The 21,804-nt window shown below is 63.2% G+C and carries 17 protein-coding genes; all 17 read left to right on the top strand.

Annotated elements, in window-relative coordinates; all coding sequences use genetic code 11:
- The first annotated feature begins 129 nt into the window (after positions 1 to 129).
- The 17 genes from C8K58_RS03295 to C8K58_RS03215 all read left to right on the top strand — a co-directional run bounded on the left by C8K58_RS03295 (position 130) and on the right by C8K58_RS03215 (position 21,669).
- Positions 130 to 1,692: a M91 family zinc metallopeptidase gene (locus C8K58_RS03295; protein ID WP_092357071.1), complete on the top strand. Its 1,563-nt coding sequence runs from the start codon at positions 130 to 132 to the stop codon at positions 1,690 to 1,692.
- 189 nt (positions 1,693 to 1,881) lie between these two features.
- Positions 1,882 to 3,876, top strand: coding sequence for a methyl-accepting chemotaxis protein (locus C8K58_RS03290; protein ID WP_092357067.1), 1,995 nt, complete (start codon positions 1,882 to 1,884; stop codon positions 3,874 to 3,876).
- Between the two features lie 78 nt (positions 3,877 to 3,954).
- Positions 3,955 to 4,413, top strand: coding sequence for an SRPBCC family protein (locus C8K58_RS03285; RefSeq protein ID WP_027606734.1), 459 nt, complete (start codon positions 3,955 to 3,957; stop codon positions 4,411 to 4,413).
- Between the two features lie 81 nt (positions 4,414 to 4,494).
- Complete coding sequence (locus C8K58_RS03280) at positions 4,495 to 4,941, top strand: DUF411 domain-containing protein (protein ID WP_027606735.1); 447 nt, start codon at positions 4,495 to 4,497, stop codon at positions 4,939 to 4,941.
- 9 nt (positions 4,942 to 4,950) lie between these two features.
- On the top strand, positions 4,951 to 5,388 hold the full coding sequence (locus C8K58_RS03275; RefSeq protein WP_027606736.1) for a YqaA family protein: 438 nt from the start codon (positions 4,951 to 4,953) through the stop codon (positions 5,386 to 5,388).
- A 44-nt stretch (positions 5,389 to 5,432) separates the two neighbouring features.
- Positions 5,433 to 6,434, top strand: a complete 1,002-nt coding sequence (locus C8K58_RS03270; RefSeq protein WP_027606737.1) for an alpha/beta fold hydrolase — start codon at positions 5,433 to 5,435, stop codon at positions 6,432 to 6,434.
- Between the two features lie 26 nt (positions 6,435 to 6,460).
- Complete coding sequence (locus C8K58_RS03265) at positions 6,461 to 7,414, top strand: D-2-hydroxyacid dehydrogenase family protein (protein WP_108573000.1); 954 nt, start codon at positions 6,461 to 6,463, stop codon at positions 7,412 to 7,414.
- A gap of 523 nt (positions 7,415 to 7,937) precedes the next feature.
- Complete coding sequence (gene glgA / locus C8K58_RS03260) at positions 7,938 to 9,494, top strand: glycogen synthase GlgA (RefSeq protein ID WP_074846904.1); 1,557 nt, start codon at positions 7,938 to 7,940, stop codon at positions 9,492 to 9,494.
- A gap of 19 nt (positions 9,495 to 9,513) precedes the next feature.
- Positions 9,514 to 11,259, top strand: coding sequence for a malto-oligosyltrehalose trehalohydrolase (gene treZ / locus C8K58_RS03255; protein WP_108572998.1), 1,746 nt, complete (start codon positions 9,514 to 9,516; stop codon positions 11,257 to 11,259).
- On the top strand, positions 11,256 to 13,340 hold the full coding sequence (gene malQ / locus C8K58_RS03250) for a 4-alpha-glucanotransferase (protein ID WP_108572996.1): 2,085 nt from the start codon (positions 11,256 to 11,258) through the stop codon (positions 13,338 to 13,340). Before treZ ends, malQ begins: the two co-directional genes overlap by 4 nt.
- Entirely contained in the window at positions 13,337 to 16,087 is a 2,751-nt protein-coding gene (locus tag C8K58_RS03245) for a malto-oligosyltrehalose synthase (RefSeq protein WP_108572994.1), read from the top strand. Before malQ ends, C8K58_RS03245 begins: the two co-directional genes overlap by 4 nt.
- A gap of 24 nt (positions 16,088 to 16,111) precedes the next feature.
- Positions 16,112 to 16,372 carry a DUF2934 domain-containing protein gene (locus tag C8K58_RS03240; RefSeq protein ID WP_027606743.1) on the top strand — a complete coding sequence of 87 codons (261 nt, stop codon included), beginning with the start codon at positions 16,112 to 16,114 and terminating at the stop codon, positions 16,370 to 16,372.
- Between the two features lie 130 nt (positions 16,373 to 16,502).
- Positions 16,503 to 18,662, top strand: a complete 2,160-nt coding sequence (gene glgX, locus C8K58_RS03235) for a glycogen debranching protein GlgX (protein ID WP_098479386.1) — start codon at positions 16,503 to 16,505, stop codon at positions 18,660 to 18,662.
- 1 nt (position 18,663) lies between these two features.
- Positions 18,664 to 19,662, top strand: coding sequence for an acyl-CoA dehydrogenase family protein (locus tag C8K58_RS03230; protein ID WP_108572992.1), 999 nt, complete (start codon positions 18,664 to 18,666; stop codon positions 19,660 to 19,662).
- The gene (locus C8K58_RS03225; protein WP_108572990.1) at positions 19,659 to 20,417 is read left to right on the top strand and encodes a PIG-L deacetylase family protein; all 759 of its coding nucleotides are present in this window, start codon (positions 19,659 to 19,661) and stop codon (positions 20,415 to 20,417) included. Before C8K58_RS03230 ends, C8K58_RS03225 begins: the two co-directional genes overlap by 4 nt.
- The gene (locus C8K58_RS03220; RefSeq protein ID WP_092484874.1) at positions 20,414 to 21,013 is read left to right on the top strand and encodes an SAM-dependent methyltransferase; all 600 of its coding nucleotides are present in this window, start codon (positions 20,414 to 20,416) and stop codon (positions 21,011 to 21,013) included. The genes C8K58_RS03225 and C8K58_RS03220 overlap by 4 nt, the downstream gene beginning before the upstream one ends.
- On the top strand, positions 21,010 to 21,669 hold the full coding sequence (locus tag C8K58_RS03215) for a glycosyltransferase family 2 protein (protein WP_108572988.1): 660 nt from the start codon (positions 21,010 to 21,012) through the stop codon (positions 21,667 to 21,669). Before C8K58_RS03220 ends, C8K58_RS03215 begins: the two co-directional genes overlap by 4 nt.
- The last annotated feature ends 135 nt before the right edge of the window (positions 21,670 to 21,804 follow it).

Genomic DNA, 21,804 nt, shown 5'->3' with positions numbered 1-21,804 from the left:
TCCGACGCCAACACGTTTAGCACTAAAGCCCCTCCGGGGGCGGGGAACCTTCTCAGTCGGAGTTCCACGTAATAGCAACCCTGATACGTAATCAGGATGCCCTTACACGCCACCCCAGAGGACATACCGATGTTATCTGCACTTGCCCACTCCTTGACATCCGGACTCTACGCCCAACTCCCCCGGCCTTTCGCTGAAACAAACGTTTCGCACTTCACCCCTCCCACCGACCTGACGCCAGGCATCGTGAACCGCCGCACCCACACGCTGCTTGTAGACGGTGACACCAAAATCAGCAGGGTCGTTGACTGGGACCCATCTGACCCCGAAAAACCGGAGATCCTGACCAGTTATCTGCACCTGCAAACCGGTAATGCCGCCGACCGTATCCACGTGCGCAGTTGGTCGGTGGACAAGCTGCAGATCTTCATCAACGATAAACCGCATTTAGTCGATATCAATACAAACGAAAGAAGCGAGCACGAGCTATTCATCGAAAGCCACGGCGGTGACGACACGGTCATCATCGACGATGACGTCAAGCTTCGCGTGAGCGTGCAAGGCGGCGACGGCAACGATTATCTCCAGGCGGGCGGAGGTCGCAGCAGGCTTTTCGGAGGGGCTGGCAACGATATCCTGCAGTTGGGCAGCGGACTGGGTTATGCCGAGGGCAACGACGGCGATGACACAATCATGGGAGGTCCCGGCAATGGCGTAATGTACGGCAATAAAGGCAAGGACCTGCTCATTGCAGGCTTTGGCCCCTCCACCAGGCAGACCTATCTGGACGGTGGCGACGACAACGATGTACTCCTCTCAGGCAGCGGACATACCGTTGCACATGGGGGCAATGGCGACGACGTCCTTGCAGGGTACGAGCGCACGACCTTCTACACCGGCAAAGGAAACGACACTATCTGGAACAACCAGCGCAAGGACCTTATCTATGCCAAGGCCACGGATGGTTTCGACCGCACCAGAGGTTCGACTTTCACCGAAGTGAAGCCAAGCAATGCCGGCAACCTGGGATTCAGTGTAGAAACTCCCCCTCAGACCCCGGAGGAGGACGCACAGGCTTTCAAGCAGCGCGTCGCCGACGATTTTGAATTTCTGCGCAGTTCACCCATAGGGCAACAAGCACTCAAACAAATGGATGAGCTCGCGGTAACAAATGGCGGCAAGGTCACCATTGAGCCAATCGGGAACGGCGGTACCGACTACATTCCTGGCGGTAGTGAACTGGATGAATTGACGCCCGAGGAGCGCGAAAGCGCAGAAGCCGGAACCTACGGGCATATCACGGATGGCGTTCCCGGTTTCCGCGTCACTCGCGGCATCATTCGCTATGAACCGCCATCTATTATCGAAAACGCCGAGCGTACCAATACAATGGTGCCCGTAACCGGTCTCGCCCATGAGATAAACCAAGCCTACACCTACGCAACCGGTACATCCGAGCATGGGTACACCCGCGAAGAGCCGGGGGAGGAAGGCCTTGTCGAGAACAACAAACGTCAAGTCATCGGTTTACCCTACGTTGAAGAACCTTCTCAGGACGGCACCCCTCCCTCGACATCAGCGCGTGTAACCAATCCGAAACACTTCACTGAGAACGCCCTGAATGCAGAAATGGGCAAACCCTTGAGGCAGTCCTACTTATGGACACCCAGCCCTCAAGGTCGCGGGAACTAATGCAGCGCCGGCAGGCCAGGCATTGATTCGATAAGCGGTAATCCCCATGGCGAGGCAGCTGCTGGCCTCGCCATGTTAAAAACCTGATTTGGCACCCCCGTACCTAAAGCTCTTCCTCGCCAAGCCGATAGCCCTACGAAGCTCCAAAACAGCCGCGTCGATAATAAACGCTTCGTAAGGACGACCCCCATGCCCCCACTGCGCTCCATCCAAGCTCGCTATACCCTGTTCCTGGTGCTGTTCGTCCTGGTGTTGTTCGTGTTGACGGTCGTCGGCATCGGCCAACTGGTCGCGCCCACGCTGCGCCATACCGAGGAACAGGTGGTGCTCAACCGCATCAGTGAGGTGGCCGAGCAGATCCAGGGCGAACTCAACAAGGTTCAGTCCCAGCAACGCACCATCACCCAGACCATTCCCCTGCTCGACAGCGATGCCATCGACAAGGTCCTGCCCGGCCTGGTCGACCAATATGGTGAGCTGAAGGTCTTCGGCGGCGGTATCTGGCCGCTGCCCAACCAGCGCACGCCGGGGCGCAATAAGCACAGCACCTTCTGGCACCGCGATGCCTCGGGCAAGCTGGCAGTGAACACCTTCTGGAACAGCGATCCTGCCCCCAACTATTACGACCAGAGCTGGTACAAGGGCGGCCTCGCGTCGCCACGTGGCCAATGTGCCTGGGCCGCGGCCTACAAGGACGACGCCAGCCAGGAGCCGCGCACCAACTGCGCCATGGCGATCCAGCGTGACGGCGCGGCGTACGGCGTGGCCACCATCGACGTGACCCTGGGTTTCTTCAACGAACTGGTAGCCAGCAAGGAAAAGGACATCGGCGGGCAAATGCTGATCGTCGAAGGCGATGGCAAGATCATCAGCAACAGCACGCGCCTGAGCAGCCCGGTGGTGTTGAAGAACATCAGTGAACTGACCGGGACCTCGGCCTTTGCCGCCCAGGTCAGCAAGGCCCTGGCCCATCGCGACCAGGCCTTGCAGCGCAACGAGTTCGACAACCAGGGCGTGGCCAGTACCTTCTACATGCGCCCCATCGAAGGCACGCCGTGGTTCCTCGCCACCGCCCTGCCCACCTCGCTGATCACCGCCCAGCGCGATGACGTACTCGGCAGCCTGGCCCTGTTGCAGATCCCCATGGTGTTGCTGCTGGTGCTGCTGGCGGTGTATGCGATCCGCCAATTGGTGCAGCGCATGAAAATCCTGAAGACCAACATCGACGCACTGTCCACCGGCGATGCCGACCTGACGCGGCGCATCACCATCCGCGCCGAAGACGAACTGGGCGCCATCGGCCATTCGGTGAACCGCTTTATCGTCTACCTGCAAGACATGATCGGCGAAGTGACCCAGGCCACTGGCGCCATGTCAGCGGGCCTTGAGCAATTGCAGCAAACCTCGGCGCACACCAACAGCATCCTGGTGCGCCACGCCTCGGAGACCGACCAGACCGTTACCGCCATCACCGAGATGAGTTCCACCGCCGATACGGTGGCGCAGAACGCGGCGCAAACCGCTTCGTTCACCCAGCGCGCCAACGAACACGCCGACCGCTCCCGCGTGGTGGTGGGTGAAGCGTCCACCAGCGTCAGTGCGCTGATCGGCGAAGTCGCCAGTGCCACTCACACCGTCGAGAACATGCGCCAGGACGCCGCGCGCATCACCGAAACCCTCGGCGTGATCGGCGCGATTGCCGGCCAGACCAACCTGCTGGCCCTCAACGCCGCGATTGAAGCCGCGCGGGCCGGCGAGCAGGGTCGTGGTTTTGCGGTGGTGGCCGACGAAGTCCGCGCCCTGGCGGCGCGTACCCAGGCCAGCACTTCGCAGATCAATGAAATGCTCGCACGCCTGACCACCGGTGTCAGTTCGTCGGTGGCGGCCATGGAAAACACCCAGGCCAGCTGCCAGTCGGCGGCGGATGCCACGGCACGGGTGAACACCGGGCTCGACGAGATGGCCGGTTCGGTCAGCCATATCAATGACCTCAGCACCCAGATCGCCACCGCTGCCGAGCAGCAAAGCGCGGTGACCGAGGAGATCAACCGCAGCATGGTGCATATCCGACATATGGTCGAAGAGCTGGTGCAAAGCGGCCATGCCACGCAAACCAATACACAAAGCCTGCTGGACGCCAATGGCCGGGTGATTGCGTTGATGGGCCGGTTCAAGGTGCGCTGATAAATGGCTGAAACACTCCCGTGCAATGTGCGGGAGTGGGACTATTCTGACAGTTCACAGCCACACAGGAGGTGTGCCATGCGCGCTGTCGAGCAGTCGGTCCGCTTGGAACGGATCAGTCAGGAACGTTTTATCCAGGCCCCTATCGATGCCGTCTACGACTATGTGACCCAACCGGATCGCTGGCACGAATGGCACCCCACCTCCCTCGGTGCCGACACCGGCACCAGCGGCCCCCTCCCCGCCGGCGCACGTTTTACCGAAATGATCGACCTGCTCGGAGTACGCGTGCCCATGAGCTACCGCGTACAGATCGCCCGGCGTCCCGACGAGTTCAAGACAGTGTTCACCTCACTGGCCGTCGACGGTTCGATCCATTACTTTTTGCAGCCCTTTCGCGACGGCACCCTGTTCAAGCGCGTGCTGACCTATGAAACCGAATTGCAGTTGGCCAGCCTCCATGAACGCATGATCGAGCTGTCGGCGATTGCACTGGACCGGCTCAAGCAACGGATGGAAAACTCGCTCTCCGTATAATTTTGAAACATTAACCCGACGTCCCACGGATAAAAGCAGGGAGAATGCCCGGCTTACTGCCCGGTATTGGACGAGACCCCAATGAAAACCCCATTGCGATTGGCCCTGCTTTCAGCGCTGTTCACCACCACCCTGGCCCAGGCCGCCGACCTGATCCCCATCGATGTGCACCGCGACGCCCATTGTGGCTGCTGCAAAAAGTGGATCAGCCACCTGGAAAGCAACGGCTTCAAGGTCAATGACCATGTCGAAGCCGACATGAGCGCGGTCAAGCAGCGGCTGGGCGTGGCCCCGCGCCTGGGCTCGTGCCATACCGCCGTGATCGACGGCAAGTTCGTCGAAGGCCATGTGCCCGCCGAGCAGGTACTGGCCTTGCGCAAGCGCGACGACCTGCAGGGTATCGCCGCACCGGGCATGCCCATGGGTTCGCCCGGCATGGAAATGGACGGCCATGCCGAGGCCTATCAAGTCATCGGCCTGACCCGCGACGGCCAGGATGTGGTGGTGGCGGACTACCCGGCGCACTGATCGGTGCCGATGGGTTACCTGGGGCTGTTTCTCGCCGCATTTGGCGCGGCGACGTTACTGCCCCTGCAATCGGAAGCGGTGCTGGTTGGCCTGTTGATCAGCGGGCATTACAGCCTGTGGCTGCTGCTGGGTATCGCCACCCTGGGCAACGTCCTCGGCTCGCTGGTCAATTGGTGGCTGGGGCGCTGGGTGGAGCACTTCAAGCAGCGTCGCTGGTTTCCGGTCAGCGACAAGCAGCTGGAAAAGGCCCGCCATCATTACCAGCGCTGGGGGCATTGGACGCTGCTGCTCAGTTGGCTGCCGGTCATTGGCGACCCGCTGACGTTGGTGGCCGGGGTGATGCGTGAGCCGTTGTGGCGGTTCCTGCTGCTGGTGACCCTGGCCAAGGGCCTGCGATACGCGGTGCTCGCCGCCGTGACCTTGCAGTGGGTGTTAATCCCCCGTTAATCCCCCGCAAACAGCATCCGAGCACCCTGTTCGGAGCCCCGCCCATGCCTCTATCCCGTGCCTTTTGCATCGCCGGCCTGCTGACGGCCAGCATCGCCCCGGCGTTCGCCGCCAGCTATGGCCCTGAGCTGCAAGGCTTCCAATACCCCTATCCCCTCGAACATTTCCAATTCCAATCCCAAGGTAAATCCCTGCAAATGGGCTACATGGACGTGCCGGCCAAGGGGCAACCCAACGGTCGCAGCGTAGTGCTGATGCATGGCAAGAACTTTTGCGGCGCCACCTGGGAAAGCACGATCAAGGCCTTGAGCGACGCCGGTTACCGGGTGATTGCACCGGACCAGATCGGCTTCTGCAGTTCCAGCAAGCCCGACCACTACCAGTACAGCTTCCAGCAATTGGCCCTCAACACCCACCAACTGCTGGAAAAACTCGGCATTCAGAAGGCCACGCTGCTCGGCCATTCCACCGGCGGCATGCTCGCCACCCGTTATGCGCTGATGTACCCCGAGCAGACCGAGCAGCTCGGGCTGGTCAATCCCATCGGCCTGGAAGACTGGAAAGCCCTGGGCGTGCCCACGCTAAGCGTCGACCAATGGTATGCGCGGGAGCAGAAAGTCAGTGCCGAGGGGATTCGCAAGTACCAACTCAATACCTATTACGTCGGACGCTGGAAGCCGGAGTACGAGCGTTGGGTAGACATGTATGCGGGCCTGAGCAATGGCCCAGGGCATACGCTGGTCGCATGGAACTCGGCATTGATTTACGACATGATCTTCACCCAACCGGTGTACTACGAGTTCAAGCATCTGCAGATGCCTACCCTGTTGCTGATCGGGACCGCCGACACCACCGCCATTGGCAAAGACATTGCGCCGCCGGCGGTCAAGGCCAGGATCGGCAACTACGCGGTATTGGGCAAGCAAGTGGCCAAGCTGATTCCCCACGCCACACTGGTGGAGTTTCCAGGCCTGGGCCATGCGCCGCAGATGGAAGAGCCGGCGAAGTTTCACCAGGCGCTGTTGCAGGGCTTGAACGCCCTTTAATCCAACTTTTTTCGAGGCACGCGTGCATGTCGGTACAGATCGCAGTCATTGATGATTGGCAGAATGTCGCCCGTGGCGTGGTGGATTGGTCGCCGCTGGAGGCCGTGGGGCGGGTGCACTTCCTGCACGACTATCCGGCCGATACCGCCACGATGATTGAGCGTTTAAAGGCGTTCACGGTCATTTGCGTCATGCGCGAACGCTCGACCTTCGACCAAGCGCTGTTGCAGGGTTTGCCCAACCTCAAGTTGTTGGTGACCGGCGGCATGCGCAATGCCGCCATCGATATTGCCGCCGCCAAGGCCCTGGGCATCCAGGTGTGCGGCACCGACAGCTACAAGCAGGCGGCGCCGGAGCTGACCTGGGCACTGATCATGGCGTCTACCCGCAATCTGCTGGCCGAAGCCAACTCACTGCGCGCGGGTGGCTGGCAGGCGGGCCTGGGCGGCGACCTGCATGGCAAGACCCTGGGCATTCTCGGCCTGGGCAGTATTGGCCAGAGGGTCGCGCAGTTTGCCCACGTATTCGGCATGCGGGTGATTGCCTGGAGTGAAAACCTCACGCCGGAGCGCGCCGTGCAGGCCGGGGCGACCTGGGTCAGCAAGCGCGAGCTGTTTGAGCAGGCCGACATTCTCACGATTCATTTGGTACTCAGCGACCGCAGCCGTGGCCTGGTCGACGCCGAGGCATTGAGTTGGATGAAGCCGACGGCCCGGTTGGTGAATACCGCGCGCGGGCCGATTGTGGATGAGCAGGCGCTGGTGCAGGCATTGACCACTGGTCGCCTGGCGGGCGCGGCGCTGGATGTGTACGCCGAAGAGCCGCTGCCGGTGGATCACCCGTTTCGCCACTTGCCCAACGTACTCGCCACGCCCCATGTGGGCTACGTGAGTGAGCAGAACTACCGGCAGTTCTATGAGCAGATGATTGAAGATATCCAGGCCTGGGCCAAGGGCGCGCCCATTCGGGTGCTTGGCTGACGCACCAATCAGGTGCGACCCGCACTAAGGGTGTGAGCTTAATCTTCGTGGTGAGCAGGCTTGCCCTGCGCTGGGGCGCGAAGCGGCCCTGAAAACCGGCAACGGGGTGGCAGGCCGCCAAATTGTTTGGGAGCGCTTCGCACTCCAGCGCAGGGCAAGCCTGCTCACTACAACCTCTCGCCTTCCTCAATTGCATATGGTTACAAGTTTTTTGTCCTACAAAATTCCCGCACAAACCCTACAGGCTCTGGAATCTGTCCTAGACTGATGACCGATGGGTCCCTTCCAAAACAAAAACCCCGCAAAAAATCTAAACTTTCGAACTCTGCCGTAGGTCCAGTTTTAAGGTAGGGCGAGTGCACGCGGTTCACACCCGATGCCCGTCCATCCAATCTATTTAAGCCGACCGTGCAACTGGCATAAGCCTTGCCAGCTTGTATAGCGCTTGTGCGCCTGGCCGCAGGATGCGGTCTTCGGAGCTAGTGGCAGCGGGCCATTAGCCAACCAACATTGGGAGAGAACTATGATCAGTGCCGCTGTAGATACTCAGGGAGAGCGTTTTAGTAAGGCGGCAGAGGGGCCAACGTCACTGGCCGACCTGCCCAACACTGTGCGGCCGATCGTGAGTAATAATCCCAATCGCAAGAAGGTATTGTTCGTCACCTCCGAGTTCGCCGACCTGGTGAAAACCGGTGGCCTGGGCGACGTGTCCGCGGCCCTGCCCCGCGCCATGGCCCACTTGCATGATGTGCGCGTCCTGATCCCCGGTTACCCGCAGGTGATGGAAAGCGACAACCCGATCCATATCATCGGTGAGCTGGGTGGCCACGCCGCGCTGCCGCCGTGCAAGATCGGGCGCATGGACCTCAAGGACGGCCTGGTCATCTATGTGCTGATCTGCCCCGAGCTCTACGAGCGCGAAGGCACGCCCTACGGCGCCAACAACGGCCGCGACTGGCCGGACAACCATATTCGCTTCGCCCGCCTGGGCCTGGCCGCCGCCGACATGGCCGCCAACCTGGCCCAGATCCACTGGTGCCCGGACCTGGTGCACGCCCATGACTGGCCCGCCGGCCTGGCCCCCGCCTATATGCACTGGCGTGGGTCACGTACACCCACACTGTTCACCATCCATAACCTCGCCTATCAAGGCGTGGTCAGCCTGGCCTCGACGCCGGAGCTGGGTATCCCGCCTCACGCCTTGCAGCAGGAAGGCATGGAGTTCTACGGCAAGATGTCGTTCCTCAAGGCGGGCATGGCGTATTCCAGCCACATCACCACCGTGAGTGCGACCTACGCCCAGGAAATCACCACCCCGGAATTCGGCTGCGGCCTCGACGGTTTCCTCGCCGCCAAGACCCAGCAGGGCCTGCTCAGTGGCATCCCCAACGGTATCGATGAAAGTTGGGAAACCTCCACCGACACGCACCTGACCCACAACTTCAATATCGGTGACTGGGAAGGCAAGGCCATCAACGCCGACCACGTGCGCGAGCTGTTCGGCCTGCATGATTCCACCGGCCCACTGTTCGCGGTGGTCTCGCGCCTGGTCTACCAGAAAGGCCTCGACCTCACCGAAGCGGTGGCGAGCTTTATCGTCGAGAACGGCGGGCAGATCGCCATTATCGGGCGCGGCGAGCCGGAAGAAGAACAGGCCATGCGTGAACTGGCGCTGCGCTTCCCGGGCCAGGTCGGTGTGCGCATCGGCTTCAACGAGACCGACGCGCGGCGCATGTTCGCCGGCAGCGACTTCCTGCTGATGCCATCGCGCTACGAACCCTGCGGCCTGAGCCAGATGTATGCCCAGCGCTTCGGCTCACTGCCCGTGGCTCGCAACACCGGCGGGCTGGCGGACACCATCGAGAATGGCGTCACCGGCTTCCTATTCAATGAATCCACCGTAGAAAGCTACGAAGAAGCCCTGAGCCGCGCGTTCCGGGTCTTCGCCAATAAAGGCCTGCTCAACGCCATGCGCAGCCGCGCCATGACCCAACCCTTCAACTGGTGCCAGGCGGTGGAACCCTACGCCGAGCTGTATGAACAACTGGTGGCCAAGGCCTTGGGGAAATCGACTAAATAATCAAGGGAGGTCTTCATAGATGCCGTTACGGACTTTGGAAACCTGGCCCCACGGCGCAATCATGCTGGACGCGCAACACACGCGTTTTGCCTTGTGGGCGCCAGACGCGTTTTATGTCAGCGTTGAATTGGAAAACGGTAAATCCATCGCCATGCTGCCCCAGGCAGATGGCTGGTTCGAGACTGAAGTGAAATGCCCGGCGGGCACGCGCTATCGCTACAACATCGATGGGGAAATGGACGTTCCCGACCCCGCGTCCCGGGCCCAGGCCTCGGACGTGCATGGCTGGAGCCTGGTGGTCGACCCGCTCGCCTACACCTGGCGTCACGCCAACTGGCAAGGCCGCCCCTGGCACGAAGCCGTGATCTACGAATTGCACGTCGGCGCGATGGGGGGCTACGCCGAAGTCGAAAAGCACCTGCCACGCCTGGCCGAGCTGGGCGTCACCGCGATTGAATTGATGCCACTGGCGCAATTTCCCGGTGAGCGCAATTGGGGTTACGACGGTGTACTGCCCTACGCACCGCAGTCTTCCTACGGCTCGCCCGAGCAACTCAAGCACCTGGTCGACAGCGCCCACGAACACGGCCTCGCCGTGATTCTCGACGTGGTCTACAACCACTTCGGCCCTGACGGCAATTACCTGGGCCAGTATGCCAAGGGCTTCTTCCAGGAAGACGTGCACACCCCATGGGGCGCCGGGATCGACTTCGAGCGCCGTGAGGTGCGGAATTTCTTCCTCGATAACGCGCTGATGTGGCTGCTTGAGTACCGCTTCGACGGCCTGCGCCTGGACGCGGTGCACGCCATCGACAACCCCGGTTTCCTCCAGGAACTCGCGCATCGGGTACGCCAGCAGGTGGATACCGGTCGGCAGGTGTGGCTGGTGCTGGAAAACGAGCTGAACCAGGCCAGCCTGCTCAAGGAGGATTTCGACGCGCAATGGAATGATGACTTCCATAACGTGCTGCACGTGTTGCTGACCGGCGAGACCGATGCCTATTACAGCGACTTTGCCCAGGATCCCACCACCAAACTCGCCCGTTGCCTGGGCGAAGGGTTTATCTACCAGGGCCACACCACCCGCCATGGCCACGAGCGCGGCGAACCGAGCGCTGACTTGCCGCCCACGGCCTTCGTCGCGTTCCTGCAGAACCACGACCAGATAGGCAACCGCGCCCTGGGCGAGCGCCTGCACCAGCTCTGCTCGCCCCAGGCGCTCAAGGCTGCAACCGTCCTGCTGCTGTTGTCGCCGATGATTCCGCTGATGTTCATGGGGGATGAGGCGAACGCGAGCGAGCCGTTCCTGTTTTTTACCGACCACCACGGTGAACTGGCTGAAGCGGTACGCGAAGGCCGACGCAATGAATTTGCCGACTTCGCCGCGTTCCATGACCCCGAGCGCCGTGAACGCATCCCGGATCCCAACGCACTGTCGACATTCGCGCAATCGGCCCCGGTGATCGCCGACACCCCACACGCCGAGCTCTACCGCCAACTGCTGGGCCTGCGCCATCGCCATATCGTGCCGCACCTGCCTGGCGCCGTGGCATTGGGCGCGCAGGTGCTGGCCTACGCCGCCGTCAGTGCGCGCTGGCGCCTGGGCAACGGCAGCCTGTTGCAGATCGACCTGAACCTGAGCGCCACGCCGCTGGATCACCCGGCCACCGCGCCGGTCCTGTTCGAAACGCCGGCCCTGCAAGGTGCGCAACTGCCGCCCTTCAGCGCCCGCGTCACTTTATCCCCTGTTGGAGAGCACCCTTGAGCGAAGCGAACCTGGAAATCCTCGCCAGCCGCGCGGGCCTGGCCGTCGATTGGATCGACGCAAACGGCCGCCCGCAACGAGTGACACCCGACGCCCTGCGCGCGGTTCTCAAAGGCCTGGGCCACCCGGCCGACAACGATGCCGACATCAACGCCAGCCTGCTTGAATTGGAGCGGGTGCAACAAGGCAAGCACCTGCCGCCCCTGATGACCGTCGACAGCGGCGAAGGCCTCGACCTGGCGCGCTACTTCGAACCCGACACCCTGTGCCGGGTCAACCTCGAAGACGGCGAAAGCCTGGAACTGCGCCTCGACGGCGATGCCGTGCTTCCCGGGGTTATCGCCCTGGGCTACCACCAGGTGCAGATCGACAACCAGAGCTTTACCCTGGCGGTCGCGCCCACCCATTGCTACAGCGTGGCCGAAGCGGTGGACAACCGCCCCGCCCGCGCCTGGGGCCTGAGCGCCCAGCTGTATTCACTGCGCCGCCTGGGCGATGGCGGTTTCGGCGACACCCTGGCCCTGGAACACCTGGTCCGTTCCGCCGCCGAACGCGGCGCCGATGCCCTGGCGATCAGCCCGATGCACGCGATGTTCAGCGCCGATACCGAGCGCTACAGCCCGTACTCGCCGTCCAGCCGCCTGTTCCTCAACAGCCTGTATGCCTCGCCCGCCTGCATTCTCGGCGAACGTGAGGTGCGCAATGCGATTGAAGCCCTTGGCCTGGAAGAAGAGCTGCGCGCGCTGGAACAGCACAGCCTGATCGACTGGCCGGCCGCTGCGCGAGCCAAACAGCGGCTGTTGCGCGTTCTGTATGAAGACTTCCGTCACGGCCATCACCCGCAGCATGCCGACTTCCTGAGCTTTCGCCAGGCCGGTGGCGAGGCGCTGGAAAACCATTGTCGCTTCGAAGCCGTGCAGGCAGTGCGCGCCGCTGCAGGCGAGGACCTTGACTGGCGCCACTGGCCTGAAGAGTGGCGCTCGCCGCAAAGCCCTGCGCTGGTTGCGTTCGCCGAAGAGCACCACGCCGAGATCGGCTTCTACGCCTTTGGCCAATGGCTGATCGCCCGTTGCCTGGAGCGCGCCCAACAAGCCGCCAAAGGCAGCGGCATGGGCGTCGGCTTGATCGCTGACCTGGCCGTCGGTGCCGACGGCGGTGGCAGCCAGGCCTGGAGCCGCCAGGATGAGTTGCTGGCCGACCTGACCGTGGGCGCGCCACCCGACATCCTGAACCGTGCCGGCCAGGGCTGGGGCATTTCCGCGTTCTCGCCCGAAGGTCTCAAGCGCAACGGTTTCCGCGCGTTTATCGAGATGCTGCGGGCCAACTTCGCCCATGCCGGCGGCTTGCGCATCGACCATGTAATGGGCCTGCAACGCCTGTGGGTGATCCCCATGGACGCCTCGCCGCGTGAGGGCGCTTACCTGTATTACCCGGTGGACGACCTGTTGCGCCTGCTGGCGCTGGAATCCCACCGCCACCAGGCGATCGTGCTCGGTGAAGACCTCGGCACAGTGCCCGATGGGCTGCGCGAAAAACTCATCGCCCGCTCGATCCTCGGCATGCGCGTGCTGTTGTTCGAACAGGGCCACGATGGCCAGTTCAAGCCGATCCTCGACTGGCCGGACAACGCCCTGGCCACCACCAGCACCCACGACTTGCCGACCCTCAACGGTTGGTGGCACAGCCGCGATATCGACTGGAACGTCCAGTTGGGCCTGATCGATGCGCCCACCGTGGAGCAATGGAGCGAGCACCGCCTGCGTGAACGCCAGGCGCTGCGCCAGGCCTTGAGCCAGGACCCGCAGAACTTCGTCGATGAGATCCGCAATGAAACCGACCATATGATCGACGCCAGCGTGCGCTACCTCGGCCACACCCGTGCGCCGCTGGTGCTGTTGCCGCTGGAAGATGCCCTGGGCCTGGAAGAACAGGCCAACCTGCCCGGCACCACCGACACCCACCCCAATTGGCGCCGCCGTCTGCCGGGCGAGGCCTCCAGCCTGCTCGACAACGCCGGTGCCGCGCGCCGCCTTGAACTGCTGGCCGTCGCGCGCAACCAAGCCTACGAGCGTGACCGATGAAAGCCCTGCCCCTGCGCGCTACCCAGCGCCTGCAATTCCACAAAGGTTTTACCCTGGACGATGCTGTGCCACTGGTGCCGTACTTCGCCCAGCTCGGCATCAGCCATCTATATGCCTCGCCACTGCTGAGTGCCCGCGCCGGCTCGATGCACGGCTACGATGTGGTCGACCCCACCAGCGTCAATCCCGAGCTGGGTGGCGAAGCCGCCTTGCGCCGGTTGGTCGCGGCCCTGCGCGAGCACGATATGGGGCTGATCCTCGATATCGTCTCCAATCATATGGCCGTGGGCGGCGCTGACAACCCTTGGTGGCTGGACCTTTTGGAATGGGGCCGGCTGAGTCCCTACAGCGAATTCTTCGATATCCAGTGGCACTCCCCCGACCCGCTGCTCAAGGGCCAATTGCTCATGCCCTTTCTCGGCAGCGACTACGGCGAAGCCTTGCAGAGCGGCACGCTGACGCTGCATTTCGATGCCGCCCACGGCGCGTTTCATGTTGAGCATTACGAACACCGCTTCCCGATCTGCCCACGGGATTACGCGGCGATCCTCGGCACCGACGAGCTGCTCAAACCCCTGGCCGACCGCTTCAGCGCCCTGGCCTATCAGGATGACGCCTACGCCGAAGCCGCCTGGCTCAAGCAGGCATTGGCCGAGCGCGCCACCGAAGTCCTCGAGCTTATCGAACGCCGGCTGACCGAGTTCGACGGACGCACGCCCGAGGGCTTTAAGCGCCTGCACCAGTTGCTCGAGCAACAGGCCTACCGCCTGGCCAGCTGGCGCACGGCGGCGGACGATATCAACTGGCGGCGCTTCTTCGACGTCAACGAACTGGGCGGGCTGCGCGTGGAGCGCACCGCAGTGTTCGAAGCCACCCACGGCAAGATCTTCGAATTGATCAGCGAAGGCCTGGTGGATGGTCTGCGCATCGACCACATCGACGGCCTGGCCGACCCGCGCGGTTACTGCCGCAAGCTGCGCCGTCGGGTGGATACGCTGTCGCCCGAACGGCACTTGCCGATCTTCGTCGAAAAAATCCTCGGCGAGGGGGAAACCCTTCGCGAAGACTGGCAAGTGGACGGCACCACCGGCTACGAATTCATGAACCAACTGTCGCTGCTGCAACACCATCCCGAGGGCTTTGCGCCGCTGGCGGACTTATGGACGCGTCACAGCGAACGTCCCTCGGCGTTTATCGAAGAGGCGCGGCTGGCCCGCCAGCAAATCCTCAACGGCTCCCTGGGCGGCGACTTTGAAAGCGTGGCCCAGGCCCTGTTGCAAGTGGCCCGCGACGACGTGATGACCCGCGACCTGACCCTCGGCGCAATCCGCCGCGCGCTGCAGGAACTGATCGTGCACTTCCCGGTGTACCGCACCTATATCAGTGCTCGCGGTCGCAGCGCAGATGACGACAAGGTGTTCCAGCAGGCCATGGACGGCGCCCGCACGACCCTTGGCGAGGGCGACTGGCCGGTGCTCGAGCATCTGGAAAATTGGCTCGGCGGCCAACCCTGGCGCAATCGCCCGGTGGGCCGCGAGCGCAAGATGCTCAAGCATGCCTGTGTGCGCTTCCAGCAACTGACCTCGCCGGCAGCGGCCAAGGCCGTGGAAGACACCGCGTTCTATCGCTCGGCCGTGCTGCTGTCGCGCAACGATGTGGGCTTCAGTACCGAGCAGTTCAGCGCGCCGTTAGCCGAGTTTCATGCCATCAACCAACAGCGCTTGCAGGCCTTCCCCGACAACCTGCTGGCCACCGCTACCCATGACCACAAGCGCGGCGAAGACACCCGGGCGCGCCTGGCCGTGCTCAGCGAGTGCGCGCCGTGGTATGTCGAGCAAGTGGAGCATTGGCGCACCCTGGCGGCGCCGTTGCGCGACGACGCGACCACACCGTCGGCCGGCGATGAACTGATCCTGTACCAGGTATTGCTGGGCAGTTGGCCGCTGGACCAGGCCGAGGACTTCGAAGGCTATCACCAGCGCCTGTGGCAGTGGCAACAAAAAGCCCTGCGCGAAGCCAAGTTGCAGAGCAGCTGGAGTGCGCCCAATGAGGCCTATGAACAGGGTGTCGAGGCTTTTCTCACCCGCCTGCTGCTCACGGAGGAAGGTCGGCCCCTGCGCAGTGCGATCAATAACGCCGCCCAGGCCATCGCCCCCGCCGGCGCACTGAATGGGCTGGCGCAAACCTTGCTTCGCCTTACCGTGCCGGGTGTGCCGGACCTGTACCAGGGCGATGAGTTCTGGGACTTCAGCCTGGTGGACCCGGACAACCGTCGCCCGGTGGATTTCACCGCGCGGCAACAGGCACTCAATACCCCGCCGGATATCGGCGAACTGTTGTTCAACTGGCGTGACGGGCGTATCAAGCAAACCTTGATTGCCCAGGTACTGGCCTTGCGCAAGGCCCATCCGCAGGTGTTCCGCAGCGGCCGCTATACAGCGTTGGAAGTGGTCGGCCAACACGCCGGGCGGGTGGTCGCATTCTGCCGCGAACACCAGGGCAAACGCGTGCTGGTAGTGGTGCCACGCTGGTCCCATGAACTGCTTGAAAACGGTGTGCATCCCCAGATCAATGCGCAGGTTTGGGGCGATACACGGGTGAAATTACCGTTCGCCGCACCAACGCAAAACTGGAAGGGACTTTTTCATACAGGCGCAGTCACACCAGACAAGGAGCTGTTGATCAGCACTGCCCTGGGGGATTTCCCGGTCAATGTCTTTATCAATCCTGATGATCAAGAAAGCTGAAAATTTTCTGTGAGGAGCATTGTGATGAGTACTGAAGACAAACGCATACGCGAACTGGCGCATCAGATCTGGGAGTCTGAAGGCAAACCCCACGGGGAAGACGCGCGCCACTGGGAGATGGCGCGCAAGCTGGCCGAAGCCGAAGCGCTGACGCCGAGCAAACCCAAGCCCGCCGCCAAGCCCAAGACCGCCCCCAAGCCTGCGGCGAAAGCCAAGCCAGCCGCGAGCAAGCCGGCGCCGCCGGCGGCCAAGAAGCCCCCCGCGCCGAAAAAGCCCAAGGCTTAACGCGCACGGCGCCATCGACCTTTTGCCGGCGCGGTCGGCAAAAGGTGATTTCACTCTTCTTATCATCCGCTGAAAACTCGTCAGCACGGCCGCGTTCGGCCCGAAAAAACAGCCTTGCAGGAGCAACTCAATGAGCAAACCCCATAAGACCCCTTCGACGCCGGGCAGCGAGCCGTCGCGGATTCGTGAAGGTTTGCCCTTCCCCCTCGGCGCGACCTGGGATGGCCTGGGTGTCAACTTTGCGCTGTTCTCGGCCAACGCCGAGAAAGTCGAACTATGCCTGTTCGACGACACCGGCGAAGTGGAACTCGAGCGCATCGAATTGCCCGAATACACCGACGAAATTTTCCACGGTTACTTGCCCGACGCCCACCCTGGGCTGATCTACGGCTACCGCGTGTACGGGCCGTATGATCCGGCCAATGGTCATCGCTTCAACCACCACAAATTGCTGATCGACCCCTACGCCAAGCAACTGGTGGGCGAACTCAAATGGTCCGAAGCGCTGTTCGGCTACACCATCGGCCACCCGGACGACGACCTCAGTTTCGACGAGCGTGACAGTGCGCCCTTCGTGCCCAAGTGCAAGGTCATCGACCCGGCGCACACCTGGGGCAACGACCAGCCGGTGCGGGTGCCGTGGGACCGTACGATCATCTACGAAACCCACCTGCGCGGCATCAGCATGCGCCACCCTTCGGTGGGCGAAGACGTGCGCGGTACCTGTGCCGGGTTGATGGAAGATGATGTGCTCAAGCACATCCGCCAGTTGGGTATCTCGTCGGTGGAATTGCTGCCGGTGCACGCCTTCGTCAACGACCAGCACCTGCTGGAAAAAGGCATGACCAACTACTGGGGCTACAACAGCATTGCCTTCTTCGCCCCCGACCCGCGCTACCTGGCCAGCGGCAAGATCGCCGAGTTCAAGGAGATGGTCGCGCACCTGCACGAGCAGAAGCTGGAAGTGATCCTCGACGTGGTCTACAACCACACCGCCGAAGGCAACGAACGCGGCCCGACCCTGTCCATGCGCGGCATCGACAACGCCTCGTACTACCGGCTGATGCCCGATGACAAGCGCTTCTACATCAACGACTCCGGCACCGGCAACACCCTGGACCTGAGCCACCCGTGCGTACTGCAGATGGTCACCGACTCCCTGCGTTACTGGGCCAACGAGATGCACGTCGACGGCTTCCGCTTCGACCTGGCGACCATCCTCGGCCGCTACCGCGATGGCTTCGATGAACGCCACAGCTTCCTCGTGGCCTGCCGCCAGGACCCGGTGCTGCGCCAGCTCAAACTGATTGCCGAGCCCTGGGACTGCGGCCCCGGTGGCTACCAGGTGGGCAACTTCCCGCCCGGCTGGGTTGAATGGAACGACCGTTTCCGCGACACCGTTCGCGCGTTCTGGAAAGGCGATGACGGCCAACTGGCGGACTTCGCCGGGCGCATGACCGCCTCGGGCGAGATGTTCAACCACCGTGGCCGCCGCCCGTACAGTTCGGTGAACTTCATCACCGCCCATGACGGTTTCACCCTGCATGACCTGGTGTCGTACAACGACAAGCACAACGAAGCCAACGACGAAAACAACCAGGACGGCAGCAATAACAACCTGTCCTGGAACCACGGCGTCGAGGGCCCCACCGACGACCCGGAAATCAACGCACTGCGCCTGCGCCAGATGCGCAACTTCTTCGCCACGCTGCTGCTGGCCCAGGGCACGCCGATGATCGTGGCCGGTGACGAGTTCGCGCGGACCCAGCACGGCAACAACAATGCCTACTGCCAGGACAGCGAGATCGGCTGGGTCAACTGGGACCTGGACGAGGACGGCAAGGCGTTGCTCAAGTTCGTCAAGCGCCTGATCAAGCTGCGCCTGGCCTACCCGATCCTGCGTCGTGGGCGCTTCCTGGTGGGCGACTACAACGAGGACATCGGCGTCAAGGACGTCACCTGGCTGTCGCCGGCCGGCACCGAGATGACCACCGAGCAATGGGAAGACAGCCACGGCCGTTGCCTGGGCATGCTGATGGATGGCCGCGCCCAGGAAACCGGGATTCGCCGCGCCGGTGCCGACGCCACCTTGTTGCTGGTGGTGAACGCCCACCACGACGTGGTCAATTTCCGCCTGCCGCCGGTGCCGGAGGGTGAGTTCTGGACCTGCATGCTCGACACCAACGAGCCGGCGGTACGTGGCCAGGAACGCTTCGAGTTCGACCACGAGTACGGCGTGACCGGCCGCTCGCTGCTGCTGTTCGAACTGCAGCGTGACGACGAGGTGTGACATGGCACTGCATGGATTCCTTCAAGGCTTCCAGGGCTATGCGGACACGCAGGCCCTGGCCAAGGCCTTGAGGGCACTTCAGGAGGAAGGCCTCGATCAGTTGCCGCTGCCTGGCAGCGGCGACACCCTCGGGCGGTTCAGTCGCCTGGCGCAGGTGGCTGGCCATGACCTGCGCTTGTGCAAGCTGTTCGAAGGCCACACCGATGCGTTGGCGATCATTGCAGAGCTGCGCAGCCCGGCGCCGCCTTTGGGCAGTCTGTGGGGCATGTGGGCCGCAGAACCGCCGAATGCCAAGGTGCAGGTGCGCTGCGAGGGTCATCGCCTGCGTCTGGACGGGCGTAAAGCCTGGTGTTCCGGGGCGGCGGTGCTCAGCCATGGTTTGTTGACGGCGTGGGATGAACAAGGCGGCCAGCAATTGGTCGCGGTGCAGATGGATCAACCGGGCATCACGGTCACCCACGACGGTTGGAATGCCGTGGGCATGGCCGCCACCGGCAGCGTCGAGGTCGTCTTTGACGGCGCCCATGGCCTTGCCGTGGGCGGCCCCGGCGACTACCTCGCGCGCCCCGGGTTCTGGCAAGGCGGCATCGGTATCGCCGCCTGCTGGTACGGTGCCGCACAACGCCTGGCCGAAGTGTTGCGCGATCACTGCAGCAAGCGCTCGGAGCCCCACGCCCTCGCCCACCTGGGCGCGGTCGACAGCGCCTTGAACAGCGCGGCCTGTGTGCTGCGGGCCAGCGCGGAACAGATCGATCGCTACCCCAGGGCCAATGCCCGGCACCTGGCCCAGCAGGTGCGCGCGTGCATCGAGGACACCGTCGAGCAGGTCATGCGCCATGTGGGCAGAGCCGTGGGCGCGGGTCCGTACTGCAAGGATCCGCACTTCGCCCAGTTGATGGCGGACCTGCCGGTGTATGTCCGCCAGAGCCATGCCGAACGCGACCTGGCCGGCCTCGGCGAACTGGTCGCCGGGGAACCCACAGGGAGGTGGCAGTTATGAAACCCAACCCGATCGTCGGCCAGGGCACGCCCCTGCAGCGCTGGCAGGACTCGCCGCTGATGGCCGAACTGCCGCAGATCAGCGTCGAACAATTGGTGCCCGAGGGCCACCGCGCGGTGGTCATCGCCCCGCACCCGGATGACGAAGTGCTGGGCTGTGGCGGCCTGTTGCAAGGCTTGGCCGAACTGGGCCGGCCCATTCAATTGATTTCGGTCACCGATGGCAGCGCCAGTCACCCCGGCTCCACCCACTGGTCGGTGGAGCGCTTGAGCGTGGTGCGCCCCCAGGAGTCGGCCCAGGCCCTGCATCGCCTGGGTGTGCCGTTGCACAGCCTGAAATGGTTGCGGGCCGGCTTCAGCGACAGCCAGGTCGCGGCGCGGGAAGAGCAGCTCAGCGCCTTTATCCAGCGCCACCTCAAACCCACGGATGTGGTGTTTACCACCTGGCGCGAAGACGGCCATTGCGACCATGAGGCCGTGGGTCGAGCGAGCGCCAGGGCGGCGCACGCGGTGGGTGCGACCCTTTATGAGCTGCCGGTGTGGACCTGGCACTGGGCGTCTCCCGAGAACAGCCTGGTGCCCTGGCACCGTGCCCGCAAAATCCCCCTGAGCTGTGAAGCCGTCGCGCGCAAGCGCCACGCCATCCATGCGTTCGCCAGCCAGCTGGAGGGTGACCCGCAGATCGGCCTGCCGCCGGTGCTGGCGCCCTATGTGGTGGAACGTCTGCTACAACCTTTTGAAGTGGTATTCGTATGAGTGTGGCGACACCGTATTTCGATCAACTGTTTGCCGGTAACGACGACCCCTGGGCCTTTCGCCAACGCTGGTACGAGCGTCGCAAACGGGCGCTGACCCTGGCACTCCTGACCCGGCCGCGCTATGCCTCGGTGTTCGAGCCCGGTTGCGCCAATGGCGAATTGAGCTTCGAGCTGGCCCCGCGCTGTGATCACCTTTTGTGTTGCGACACCGCCTCGGCCGCCGTCGCCCTGGCACGCAGCCGCTTGCTGGGCTTTGCCCATGCCCGGGTGGAGCAGAGCCGCCTGCCCGCGCAATGGCCGACCGGCGAATTCGATCTGATCGTCTTGAGCGAGCTGTGCTACTACCTCGACCGCGATGACCTGTGCCGCTTGATCGATCGCGCCCTCGGCAGCCTCACCGCCAGCGGCCAGGTGTTGGCCTGCCACTGGCGCCCGACGATCGACGGGTGCCCGCAGACCGCCGAACAGGTGCATGCCCTGCTCCATGAGCGGCTGGGGATGCCCCTGGTCGCCACCCACCACGAACCCGACTTTCTACTCGACCTGTGGAGCCGTGACGGCACTTCGGTTGCCACCCTTGAGGGCCTGCGATGATCGGTATTCTGATCCCGGTACATAACGAAGAGGCGCTGCTCGGCGAGTGTCTGGAGGCCGCATTGGTGGCTGCCCGTCATCCAGGCCTGCTGGGTGAAGCGGTGCAGATCCTGGTGCTGCTCGACAGTTGCAGCGATGCCAGTGCGGCGATTGCCGAGGGGTTCCCGGTGCAGCGCCTGGAGGTGCAGGCACGCAATGTGGGCCATGTGCGCGGGGTGGGTGCGCGACACCTGCTCAACCAGGGTGCGCGCTGGATCTCATGCACCGACGCCGACAGCCGCGTGGCCCCCGATTGGCTGGTGGCCCAGTTAGCACTGGGCGCCGACGCGGTGTGCGGCACCGTGACCGTCGACGCCTGGAGCGAAGGGTTCGACCCGGCGGCGCAGATCCGTTACCAGGCGGCGTACCACGCCCGTGACGGCCACCGGCATATCCATGGCGCCAACCTGGGCATCAGTGCCGGGGCCTATGTGCGGGCCGGAGGGTTCGAACCGCTGCCCTGTCACGAAGATGTGCAATTGGTGCGCGACCTCGAGCGCTGCGGGGCGTCCATCGCCTGGAGCCACGCCCCGCAAGTCATCACCAGCGCGCGCCTGGAGGCCCGTGCCCAGGGCGGGTTCGGCGATTATTTGAAGAGCCTGATGTGCGCGTCTTGAAAAAAACGACATTGCAAAATGTAAAAGCGACCAATCCTTGTCTATGCTGATGACGCCTTGCTGGTAATTCAGGGTTGGATTACCACGCGTGCACCACGGCGGAGTCTGTGGTGAATAAATAGAGTCGTCCCGTCA

It is taken from the genome of Pseudomonas sp. GV047, assembly GCF_003058245.1.
Lineage (GTDB): Bacteria > Pseudomonadota > Gammaproteobacteria > Pseudomonadales > Pseudomonadaceae > Aquipseudomonas > Aquipseudomonas marginalis.
Note: the sequence above shows the minus strand (reverse complement) of the source record. Positions and strands in the feature narration are given on the sequence as shown.